Source organism: Ferrovibrio sp., from assembly GCF_035304305.1.
In the GTDB taxonomy this organism is placed as follows: Bacteria; Pseudomonadota; Alphaproteobacteria; order Ferrovibrionales; family Ferrovibrionaceae; genus Ferrovibrio.
This window is the reverse complement of sequence record NZ_DATGQG010000119.1, coordinates 1-10804: the sequence shown is the minus strand read 5'-3', so window position 1 is coordinate 10804 and position 10804 is coordinate 1. Positions and strand designations below refer to the sequence as shown.

The following is a 10804-nucleotide window of genomic DNA, read 5'->3' as shown; positions in this document are numbered from 1 at the left end:
ATCGGCCCGCGTCGTCGGTGACGTGATGGGTAAGTATCACCCCCATGGCGACCAGTCGATCTATGATGCCATGGTGCGCATGGCGCAGCCCTTCTCGATGCGGCAGGTGCTGCTGGACGGGCAGGGCAATTTCGGCTCGATGGACGGCGACCGCGCGGCGGCGATGCGCTACACGGAAATCCGCCTGGACAAGTCGGCCGAGGCGCTGCTGACGGATATCGACAAGGACACGATCGATTTCCAGCCGAACTACGACGACAGCACGCTGGAACCGTCGGTCCTGCCGGCGCAGTTCCCGAACCTCCTGATCAACGGCGCCAACGGCATCGCCGTCGGCATGGCGACCAACATCCCGCCTCACAACATGGGCGAGGTGATCGACGCCTGCTGCGCCTATGTCGACAACCCGGACGTGACGCTCGAGCAGCTGCTGGAGATCCTGCCGGCGCCTGACTTCCCGACCGGCGGTATCATTCTCGGCCGTGCCGGCGCCAAGGCGGCGATGTGGACCGGACGCGGTTCGGTGATCGTGCGCGGCCGTGTGCATATCGAGGAGATCCGCAAGGAGCGCGAGGCGATCGTCATCACCGAGATCCCGTATCAGGTGAACAAGGCCGCGATGATCGAGAAGATCGCCGAACATGTGCGATCGAAGAAGATCGAAGGCATTTCCGACCTGCGGGACGAGTCCGACCGCGAGGGCGTGCGCGTCGTCATCGAGATCAAGCGCGACGCCATGGCGGATGTGGTGCTGAACCAGCTCTACCGGTTCACGCCGCTGCAGACCTCCTTCGGTGTCAACATGCTGGCGCTGAACGGCGGCAAGCCGGAGCTGCTGAACATCAAGCAGCTGATCGCCGCTTTCGTGAATTTCCGCGAGGAGGTGATCCTCCGCCGCACCCGTTTCCTGCTGGGCAAGGCCCGCGACCGCGCCCATGTGCTGGTCGGCCTCGCCATCGCGGTGGCCAATATCGATGAGGTGATCCGGCTGATCCGGGCCGCGCCCGATCCGCAGACCGCGCGCGAACAGCTGATGGCGCGTGAATGGCCGGCCGACGATGTGGCCGACATGATCGCGCTGATTGACGATCTCAGCCACAAGGTGATCGACGGCAAGTACAGGCTTTCGGAAACCCAGGCGCGCGCGATCCTCGACCTGCGCCTGCAGCGCCTGACCGCACTGGGCCGCGACGAGATCGGGGACGAGATGAAGCAGCTCGCCGCCGAGATCAACGAATATCTGGAGATCCTCGGCAGCCGCGAGAAGCTGATGGGCATCCTGCGCGCCGAACTGGTGGCGGTGCGCGACCGCTTTGCCACCCCGCGCAAGACCGAAATCGTCGAGATGGAGTTCGAGCAGGACGACGAGGACCTGATCCAGCGCGAGGACATGGTCGTCACCGTCAGCTTCGCCGGCTATGTGAAGCGCACGCCGCTGTCGACCTACCGGCTGCAGAAGCGCGGCGGCAAGGGCCGCACCGGCATGAGCACCAAGGACGAGGATTTCGTCACCCGCGTCTTTGTGGCCAATACCCATACGCCGGTGCTGTTCTTCTCCAATTTCGGCCGCGTCTACAAGATGAAGGTCTATCGCCTGCCGGAAGGCACGCCGCAGTCGCGCGGCAAGGCGCTGGTCAATCTGCTGCCGCTCTCGGAGGGCGAGAAGATCGCCACCGTGCTGCCGCTGCCCGAGGACGAGACGAAGTGGGGCGAGCTGCACGTCATGTTCGCCACCGCCAAGGGCTATGTCCGCCGCAATGCGATGAGCGACTTCGTCTCGATCAACGCCAACGGCAAGATCGCCATGAAGTTCGAGGGCGAGGATGCCGATGACAGCCTGATCGGCGTGCAGCTCTGCACCGAGCAGGACGATATCCTGCTGGCCTCCTATGACGGCAAGTGCGTGCGCTTCCCCGTCGCCGACGTGCGCACCTTCCAGAGCCGCGCCTCCACCGGCGTGCGCGGCATGAAGCTGGCCGCGGGCGACCGGGTCATCTCCATGTCGGTGCTGCGCCATATCGAGGTGACGCCGGAGGAGCGCGACGCCTATTTCCGCTACGAGGCCGCCCAGGAGCGCATCCGCAACGGCGAAACCGGCGTGGAACTGCCGTCCGACATTTCGGCGGAGCGCTTCACGACCCTGCAGGCCGCCGAGCAGTTCATCCTGACCCTGACGGAGAAGGGCTACGGCAAGCGGACCTCGGCCTACGAGTACCGCATCACCAGCCGCGGCGGCTCCGGCATCATCAACATCGAGACGACCGCGAAGAACGGCAAGGTCGTCGCGGCCTCGCCGGTCGAGAACGACGACCAGATCATGCTGGTCACCGATGGCGGCCAGGTGATCCGTTGCCCGGTAGACGATATCCGCATCGCCGGTCGTAACACCCAAGGTGTTATCGTCTTCAAGCTGGGCGACGGCGAAAAGGTTGCGTCCGTCGCCTACTTGCCCGAAAGTGGCGGCGCCCAGGACGATGGCCAGACCGCGGACGACGACGACGCGGGAGATAATACAGGGGAAACGTAATGACCAGGCAGCGGATCGGTTTGTATCCAGGCACTTTCGATCCGGTTACCAAAGGCCATTACGACATCATCAAGCGTGCGGGCAAGCTGGTCGACAAGCTGGTGGTCGGCGTTGCCGTCAATATCGGCAAGGGCCCGCTCTTCTCGATGGAAGAACGGGTCGAGATGGTGCGCGAGGAGATCGGCCCCCTGATGCCCGGCGCCACCGAGTTCGAGGTCAAGCCTTTCTCCAACCTGCTGATGCATTTCGCCATGGAAGTCGGCGCGTCAATGATCATCCGCGGCCTGCGCGCGGTGTCCGACTTCGAATACGAATTCCAGATGGTCGGCATGAATGCGCGGCTGAATTCCGATATCGAAACGGTCTTTCTGATGGCCTCCGACAACCATCAGTTCATCGCGTCGCGGCTGGTGAAGGAAATCGCCATGCTGGGCGGTGACATCAATCCCTTCGTGTCGCCCCGGGTCGCCGAGCGCATGCGCAGCCGGGTTGCCGCCGTGAAGGGGGGGGCCGGGGGCTTCTGATGCGTCGTCTTGCTGCCCTTGTCCTGCTGCTGCTGCTCGGCCTCGGCCTCGGCCTTGCCGCGCCATCCCATGCGCAGGTGATCCGCGATCCGGAAAACACCCTGATCATGGAACTGGAAGGCGGGCGGGTGGTGATCGCCATGCGTCCCGACCTGGCGCCGCGCCATGTCGCCCGCATCAAGGAACTGACCCGCAAGGGCTTCTACGACGGCGTCGTCTTCCATCGCGTGATCCGCGGCTTCATGGCGCAGACCGGCGATCCGACCGGCACCGGTACCGGCGGTTCTGGCCAGAAGCTCGATGCGGAATTCAGCTCGGAACCGCACCGGCGCGGCACGGTTTCCATGGCACGGGCGGGCAGCCCGAATTCGGCTGACAGCCAGTTTTTCATCTGCTTCGCCGATGCGCCGCACCTGAACGGCCAGTACACCGTCTGGGGGCAGGTGATCAGCGGCATGGAGGCGGTGGACCGGATCAAGAAGGGCGCGCCGGGCAGCGGCGTGGTGGAGAATCCCGACAAGATCATCCGCATGCGCGTTGCTGCCGACGTGAAGTGAATTTACGCCCAAGGAGTCCGTGATGGCCGACCTCGAAAACACCCTCTATCTGGAACTGAAGGACGGCCGCGTTACGATCGCGCTGCGTCCCGATCTGGCACCGAACCATGTCGCCCGTATCAAGGAGCTGGCGCGGCAGAATTTCTATGACGGGCTGAAGTTCCATCGCGTCATCGAGGGCTTCATGGCGCAGACCGGCGACCCCCGCGGCGATGGCACCGGCGGTTCGGGCCAGAAGCTCAACGCTGAATTCTCCCAGGCGCCGCATGTGCGCGGCACCTGTTCGATGGCCCGCGCGCAGAACCCGAACTCGGCCGACAGCCAGTTCTTCATCTGCTTCGCCGATGCGCGTTTCCTCGACGGCCAGTACACCGTATGGGGCGAGGTGATCGACGGCATGGAGCATGTCGACAGGATCAAGCGCGGCGACCAGGCACGCAACGGCACGGTGACGGATCCCGACCAGATCATCAGCCTGCGCGTTGCCGCCGACGCGGCCTGACACTGCCCCCGCGGGCGGGGGAACGCGATGCTGGTTTCCGATTTCGATTTCGATCTGCCGCCGGAACTGATCGCCGAGCGGCCGGCGCAGCCGCGCGAGGCGGCCCGCCTGCTGCATTATGCCGGCGGCATCGATCCACGCGCGCTTACCGTGGCCGACCTGCCGGCGCTGCTGCGCGCTGGCGATCTGCTGGTGTTCAACGACACCAAGGTGATCCCGGCGCGGCTGTTCGGCCGGCGCGAGCGTGGTCCGGCCGAGGTGAAGGTCGAGGCGCTGCTGCTCAAGGCACTGGGTGGCCGGCGCTGGACCGCGATGGCGAAGCCGGCGCGACGACTGCAGCCGGGCGATCGCATCCTCTTCGATGGCGGCATCACCGCCGAGATGGCCGGTCGCAGCGGCGAGCAGCTGGAATTCGTTTTCGACCGGGACGATGCCGAGCTGCTGGCGGCTCTGGAGACGGCCGGCGCGATGCCGCTGCCGCCCTATATCGTGGCCCAGCGTGCTGCCGACGAGCGCGACCGCAGCGACTATCAGACGATCTTCGCCGAGAAGCCCGGCGCGGTCGCCGCGCCCACTGCCGGCCTGCATTTCACCCCGGCGCTGATGCAGGCTCTCGCGCAGAAAGGCGTCGGTTCGGCGCGTGTCACCCTGCATGTCGGCGCCGGCACCTTCCTGCCGGTGAAAGCGGAGAGGGTGGAAGACCACCGCATGCATGCCGAATGGGGCGAGGTGCCGGCAGAAACGGTGGCGGCGATCGCCGCGGCGAAGGCTGCCGGCGGGCGCATCATCGCCGTCGGCACCACCTCGCTGCGCCTGCTGGAATCCGCCGCACGGGAGACGGGCGCGTTGCTGCCGTTCCGCGGTGAGACCGATATCTTCATCACCCCCGGTTTCCGCTTCCGGGTCGCCGACGGCCTGATCACCAATTTCCACCTGCCGAAGTCGACCCTGCTGATGCTGGTCGCGGCCTTCGTCGGTCTCGATGCGCAGCGGACGATCTACCGCCATGCCGTGGCGCAGGGCTTCCGTTTCTACTCCTACGGCGATACAAGCCTGCTGTTCAGGCAGGCCGCAGAATGACTCTCCGCTTCCAGATTTCCGCGTGCGACGGCGCTGCCCGGCTCGGGCGGCTCGACACTGCGCATGGCTCCATCGACACCCCGGCTTTCATGCCGGTCGGCACGGCGGCCACCGTCAAGGCGATGACGCCGGAAGCCGTGGCCGAAACCGGCGCGCAGATCATCCTGGGCAACACCTACCACCTGATGCTGCGGCCCACCGCCGAGCGGGTGGCGAAACTCGGCGGCCTGCACAAATTCATGAACTGGCCGGGGCCGATCCTGACCGATTCCGGCGGCTTCCAGGTCATGTCGCTGTCGCAGCTCAACAAGGTCACCGAGCAGGGCGTCACCTTCCAGTCGCATATCGACGGCGCGCGGCATGAACTCACGCCGGAACGCTCGATCGAGATCCAGCATCTGCTGGATGCCACCATCACCATGCAGCTGGATGAATGCGTCAAGCTTCCCGCCACCGAGCAGCGCGCCACCGAGGCGATGCGCCTGAGTCTGCGCTGGGCGGAGCGCTGCAAGGCCGCTTTCAAACAGCGTGAAGGCTATGGCCTGTTCGGCATCGTCCAGGGCGGCACCAACGCGGCCTTGCGCGAGGAATCCGCCAAAGGCCTCGTCACCACCGGCTTCGACGGCTATGCCGTGGGCGGCCTCGCCGTCGGCGAGACGCAGGAGGAGATGTTCGCCACCCTCGACGTCACCGTGCCGCATCTGCCGCAGGACCGGCCTCGCTACCTGATGGGGGTCGGCAAGCCCTCCGATCTGGTCGGCGCCGTGATGCGCGGCATCGACATGTTCGACTGCGTGCTGCCGACCCGCTCGGGCCGCACCGGCCAGGCTTTCACCCGCCGCGGCAGCATCAACATCCGTAATGCCCGCCATGCCGAGGACCCGCGGCCGCTCGACGAGCATTGCCGTTGTCCGGCCTGCCGCAGCTATAGCCGCGCCTATCTGCATCATCTCGTGCGGTCCGACGAAATCCTTGGCGCCATGCTGATGACGGCGCATAACCTGACCTATTACCAGGACCTGATGCGCGGCATGCGGGATGCAATCGCGGCCGGTACGCTGGCCGCCTTTGCGGCCGATTTCCATGCCGGCCAGGCGCTCGGCGACATCGAACCGCTCTAGATGCTGCTGCGGCATCTCAGGGTCTTCGCCATCGCCGCCATCTTCGCCGCCATCGCCTATGGCTGCGCATATCTGCTCTTCCGTATGCTGAGCGGCTGATCTAGGCTCGGGTCTCGGGAGAGACGCCATGACCATCAGCACCACCACGAAGCAGACATTCCGGATCAGCCGCGCGAAGGATGCCCGCTTTGTGCAGGACGGCCTGCGCCCCTTCTTCAGCTATCGCGATCTCGGCATCAGCGAGGCGACCCAGGGGCGCTACCACGCCCATGTCATCCGCGCCGAGCAGCTCGGCGAGAAAGGCACCGGCCGGCATCTGCACAGGCTCGATTTCCAGATGGTCTACATCCTCAGGGGTTGGGTGACCTTCGAATATGAAGGACAGGGTGACGTCCGCCTGGAGGCCGGCGATTGCGTGCTGCAGCCGCCGGAGATCCGTCACGAGCTGACGTCGTTCTCGGCCGATCTGGAAATGCTGGAGATTACCAGCCCCGCGGAGTTCGAGACGGTGGATGCGCCGCGCGGCGCCTGACCCTACTTTTCATCGTCGTAAAAGGTGACGTTCAGCAGCTGCGCGATCTCGCTGCCGCCGGCGGTCAGGGGCAGGGTGACGGATTCGAAGCGTACGAAGCTGCGGTCGACGAAATAGTAGCTGCCGGCGGCGCGCAAGGGGCGGGCATTGTCCGCAACCCATGACAGGCCACGGTCGAAGTCGGCATAGGCCCGCTCGGACATCGTCTCGTCGACGAATTTGCCAGTCGGATCGCGGCCGGAATATTCGCTGATCAGGGTGCCGTACAGGCGGATCCGGAACCGGCGCACTGTCGCTTCGTTCACGATCTCATAAATGAGGACGCGCGGCAGATAGGGACGGAGCACGAAGGGGGAGAAATCGGCACGGTCAGGGGCGCGACGGCCGGCGCGCAGGTCTTCCCACAGCGCAACCAGCGCCGGCAATTCCGGACGCTTGAAACGCAGCTCCGGATCGAGCCGGAAACTGCTATCGACGATCTGCCGGTTCAGGGCCGTTCCTCCGGTCTCCGCAGCATAGACTGCGGCTGCCCTGAAGCCGATCACGAGTTGGTTAAGGAAAAGTGGTGAGCCCGCCGGGATTCGAACCCGGGACCTCTCGATTAAAAGTCGCTTGCTCTACCAGCTGAGCTACGGGCTCACGAGGGTCTTGGATGGCCGCCCGAGGGGCGGCGCGCGAACATAGGTCTCGCTGTCGCCCCCGTCAACCTGTCGCTTCCCTTGAAAATCAGGGGCTTGGCCGGCGGTCCGGCGCCAGTCCGTGCCGGTGAAGCAGCAGCATCACGCTCCCGGCTTCGATATAGCAGTCGACGGGCTCGTGCCCGCTCAGCGAGGTGTAGTCGAAGATGTGGCGACTGCCTTCCTGACGCTCCAGACTGCCGATCACGGTTGTGCCCGGCAGGCTGCGGGCGAAGAGCGGCACCAGTCTGGCGCTGCATTCGACAATCATCCGTCCGGCCAGCCGTCCGAGGTCCTGCAGGTCGCGGAGGAAACGGACCTGGTCGCCGATGCCCTGTTCCGCCACCACCAGGATGGCGCGGCCGGATATGTCTTCGCCATTCCAGCGTGGCACCGGCAGATTGCGGATGATCTGCTGTGCGGCGCCAGGCTTCAGCCGGTATTCGTAGTCTTCCAGACCGGGTTCCCAGATGCCGAGGCTGAGCAGCATGGTGGCGCGCGCCATGCGGACCGAGCGGTTCTCCGGCTCGAGCGCCACTGCGCGGTCGAGCCACTCGCGCGCGCGGTCGATGGCGCCAGTGCGATAGGCCGCCTCCGCGGCGGCAACCAGCGCTTCCGGCCAGTCCGGTCGCAGATCCAGCGCCGCAGCGAGTTCCGACAGGGCGCCGGCGGCATCGCCGGTCTGCAGCAGCAGGGCACCGAGGCGGAAGCGGGCCAGCGGTTCGGCCGGGCAGCTTTCCGCCCAGGCGCGTGCCAATGCCAGAGCCATGTCGGTGAGGCCGCCCAGACCAAGGGAGGCAAGCCGTTCGTCGTTGAGGGCAGGATCGTCGGGCTGCAGGCGCAGCCCGGTTTCCGCGGCCGACCAGGCCTCGGCCCAGTGTCCCGCCTGCCGCAGCAGCCGCGCCAGCGCTGCCAGCAGGCCGGGCTGGTCCGGCGCCAGGCGCCGCGCCTGGCGGAAACACGCGATGGCGCCGTCCAGATCGCCCGTCCGCAGCGCAGTCATCGCGCTCCGGGTGAGTTCCGCTACCTTGTCCTGCAAGCCGGCCGTCATTCTGGCGTCAGCATGGTACGGCACATACACTCCCGCAATGCCTTCCGGATTCCTGACCCCCGATTCCGATGCGGTCGTGCGCCAGCGCCGGCAACTGGAGGCGCGGGCGGCCGGGCGCCCGTTGGTAGGCCTGTCCTGGCGCAGCCGGAATGCCGCCTATGGCCAGCCGAAATCCCTGGCGCTGACCGACCTGCTGCCGCTGTTGCGCCGGGATGTCTTCTGGGTGGATGTCCAGTATGGCGACACGGCAGAGGAGCGGGCCGCGGTCATCGCCGCCGGCGGGCCGGAGATCCGGCGCGACCCGGATATCGATCCCCTGCAGGACCTGGATGCAGCCGCGGCGCAGGTGGCGGCGCTCGACCTGGTGATCACCAGCAGCAACACGGCGGCTCACCTCGCCGGCGCCCTGGGCGTGCCCACATGGCTGCTGCTGCCGGCGCCGGGCTACGGGCTGCTGTGGTACTGGTTCCTCGACCGCTCCGATTCGCCTTTCTACCCCACGCTGCGCTGTTTCCGGCAGTCCCGGCCCGGCAACTGGGCAGACGCGGTTGCTGCGGTTGCTGAGGCTCTGGACGCATGGCGTGCCGGGCGCGCGGACGGGTGAAGAGGGGTTACCGACTTGCTACCTTCGGGGGATTGTTCTTTAACCCCTCCGATGCCAGATAAGTCCGGTCGACCCGGAGGATAGGACGAATGCCGGTGTTTTACGTTGAAGGTGGTATTTACAAGGATCTCGCTGATCCGGCGCCGATCGCCGGAACCGAGGAGCGTTACGGCCCGTTCAAGACCGAGAAGGAAGCGGATCAGGTCTGGCGTGCCCGCATGGCTGACAAGATCGATATCTGCAATCACCGCCTGCGGGTGATTCGGCGCGAGGCCTGAGTCAGGCGGCGCGGATGCGCCGCGGTTCAGGCCAACTTGCCTTTCCAGTTGCTAAGCATCTCGTCTGCCACGATGATTCCAAAAGGGAGCGGCCGATTCGCCGGCTGACGCCCGGAACGAGGAAGGCGCATGATCGACCCTTATGCCTCCGCCCGGTTGATCGCCAACCGAGGCGATCTCAAGCGCAAGGCCGTGAATTACCGGCGCGGGCAGGACCTGCAGCTGACGCCGGAGCTGCGCGGCAGGATCGAGAAGGCCATCGTCAGCAACCAGGCGGAATTCGAGGCCTCTGCGCTCGAGACCTGGCGCAACCTCAAGGAAGCCTGGGGTTCGGCGGCCTTCAATTCCGTCGGCCGCGCCCGCTATTATGAATGGATTCATGATCTGGCGCTCGAGCTGAAAGGGCAGGGCGGCATGTTCGGCTATCCGCTGGTCACGCTTTATGCCGACACGCTGAAGAATCTCTGCGCGGGCCTGAGCCAGCCGAGTCACCGCCTGCATGCGATCATCGGCCTCAATGTCGATGCGCTGGGCATCATCATCCGCCGGCGCATCAGCGGGCCGGGCAGCGTGCTGGAGCGCCGGGTGGCCGAAGCCCTGCGGGAAGCGCATGTGAAGCTGCGGCTGCGCGCGCCATCGGAAGTCGCCGTCGAGAAGAAGGTGGCAAGTGCCGTCCGGCAGCTCGACGACAGGCGGCCGTCGCTGCAGCCCGAACTGAAGGGTACCGGCCGTCAGTGGCCAACCGGCATGCGCCTGCCGGTCAACTGATCGCGCCGTCGTTGCCATGTCCGAGAAGAGCAGCAGTCCGAACCAGCCGCCCGCGGGCTATAACTGGCAGCCGCAGGCGATCAAGCCGATCCCCGCGGTCGAGGTGATCGCGGAGGCGATCAAGAAGGCCGATACCAGCTATTTCTTCGAGAATTACTCCAAGCAGGCGGCGGCGGTGATCGCCGCCCTCAAGCAGCACGGCTATGTCGTGGTGCCGTACTATCCGACGGTGGAGATGGTCAAGGCGGCGATGGACGAGCTGCAATACGGCCAGAACAAGTTCACCAACGTGGTCATGCCGATGTACCTGGCCATGATGAAGGCGGCGCCGAAACCAAAATAGGGGACGGGGGTGAACCGGCGCGGTGGTTTTCCGGCCGGACAAGGTTAGAATGGGGCAGGCAGGCAACAGGAGTTGACGGAGCATGAGCAGGGAAAAGCTGGTCGCTTTCCTGCGCGTCGCGGGGCCCGAGCGCACCGAGGCGATCATCAGCCGTCTGCCGCCGCAGGAAGCCATGGCGATCCGGCAGGCGCTGGAACAGACGCCGCCTCTGCCCGCGGCCCAGGCGGATCAGGCCGCCGA

The 10804-nt window shown here is 65.9% G+C and carries 13 protein-coding genes and 1 tRNA gene; 11 read left to right on the top strand and 3 right to left on the bottom strand.

What is annotated here, in order from left to right; all coding sequences use genetic code 11:
- From gyrA to VKZ87_RS13520, 7 genes are all read left to right on the top strand, one after another.
- Nucleotides 1-2527, top strand: a 2527-nt coding sequence (gene gyrA / locus VKZ87_RS13550; protein WP_324221789.1) for a DNA gyrase subunit A, incomplete at its 5' end; no start/stop codon positions are given.
- The gene (coaD, locus tag VKZ87_RS13545) at nucleotides 2527-3051 is read left to right on the top strand and encodes a pantetheine-phosphate adenylyltransferase (protein WP_324221788.1); all 525 of its coding nucleotides are present in this window, start codon (nucleotides 2527-2529) and stop codon (nucleotides 3049-3051) included. The genes gyrA and coaD, both read left to right, overlap by 1 nt.
- Nucleotides 3052-3158: 107 nt before the next feature.
- Nucleotides 3159-3608 (top strand): peptidylprolyl isomerase, encoded by a 450-nt coding sequence (locus tag VKZ87_RS13540; protein WP_324221790.1) that lies wholly within the window; start codon nucleotides 3159-3161, stop codon nucleotides 3606-3608.
- Nucleotides 3609-3630: 22 nt separating this feature from the next.
- On the top strand, nucleotides 3631-4110 hold the full coding sequence (locus tag VKZ87_RS13535) for a peptidylprolyl isomerase (protein WP_324221787.1): 480 nt from the start codon (nucleotides 3631-3633) through the stop codon (nucleotides 4108-4110).
- Between the two features lie 27 nt (nucleotides 4111-4137).
- Entirely contained in the window at nucleotides 4138-5190 is a 1053-nt protein-coding gene (gene queA, locus VKZ87_RS13530) for a tRNA preQ1(34) S-adenosylmethionine ribosyltransferase-isomerase QueA (RefSeq protein WP_324221786.1), read from the top strand.
- Nucleotides 5187-6311: a tRNA guanosine(34) transglycosylase Tgt gene (tgt, locus tag VKZ87_RS13525; protein WP_324221785.1), complete on the top strand. Its 1125-nt coding sequence runs from the start codon at nucleotides 5187-5189 to the stop codon at nucleotides 6309-6311. The genes queA and tgt overlap by 4 nt, the downstream gene beginning before the upstream one ends.
- Before the next feature lie 127 nt (nucleotides 6312-6438).
- Nucleotides 6439-6843 (top strand): cupin domain-containing protein, encoded by a 405-nt coding sequence (locus VKZ87_RS13520; RefSeq protein ID WP_324221784.1) that lies wholly within the window; start codon nucleotides 6439-6441, stop codon nucleotides 6841-6843.
- A gap of 2 nt (nucleotides 6844-6845) precedes the next feature.
- On the opposite strand, the gene VKZ87_RS13515 is transcribed toward VKZ87_RS13520, so the two are convergent.
- From VKZ87_RS13515 to VKZ87_RS13505, 3 genes are all read right to left on the bottom strand, one after another.
- Nucleotides 6846-7388 (bottom strand): PAS domain-containing protein, encoded by a 543-nt coding sequence (locus VKZ87_RS13515; protein WP_324221783.1) that lies wholly within the window; start codon nucleotides 7386-7388, stop codon nucleotides 6846-6848.
- Nucleotides 7389-7406: 18 nt separating this feature from the next.
- Nucleotides 7407-7482: transfer RNA gene (locus VKZ87_RS13510), tRNA-Lys, on the bottom strand.
- An 87-nt stretch (nucleotides 7483-7569) separates the two neighbouring features.
- Complete coding sequence (locus tag VKZ87_RS13505) at nucleotides 7570-8523, bottom strand: tetratricopeptide repeat protein (protein WP_324221782.1); 954 nt, start codon at nucleotides 8521-8523, stop codon at nucleotides 7570-7572.
- An 85-nt stretch (nucleotides 8524-8608) separates the two neighbouring features.
- Here VKZ87_RS13505 and VKZ87_RS13500 point away from each other — a divergent pair, with 85 nt between their 5' ends.
- From VKZ87_RS13500 to VKZ87_RS13485, 4 genes are all read left to right on the top strand, one after another.
- The gene (locus VKZ87_RS13500) at nucleotides 8609-9175 is read left to right on the top strand and encodes a hypothetical protein (RefSeq protein WP_324221781.1); all 567 of its coding nucleotides are present in this window, start codon (nucleotides 8609-8611) and stop codon (nucleotides 9173-9175) included.
- A gap of 89 nt (nucleotides 9176-9264) precedes the next feature.
- On the top strand, nucleotides 9265-9453 hold the full coding sequence (locus tag VKZ87_RS13495) for a DUF4170 domain-containing protein (RefSeq protein ID WP_324221780.1): 189 nt from the start codon (nucleotides 9265-9267) through the stop codon (nucleotides 9451-9453).
- A 129-nt stretch (nucleotides 9454-9582) separates the two neighbouring features.
- On the top strand, nucleotides 9583-10221 hold the full coding sequence (locus tag VKZ87_RS13490) for a hypothetical protein (RefSeq protein ID WP_324221779.1): 639 nt from the start codon (nucleotides 9583-9585) through the stop codon (nucleotides 10219-10221).
- 16 nt (nucleotides 10222-10237) lie between these two features.
- Complete coding sequence (locus VKZ87_RS13485; protein WP_324221778.1) at nucleotides 10238-10564, top strand: hypothetical protein; 327 nt, start codon at nucleotides 10238-10240, stop codon at nucleotides 10562-10564.
- Nucleotides 10565-10804: the final 240 nt, after the last annotated feature.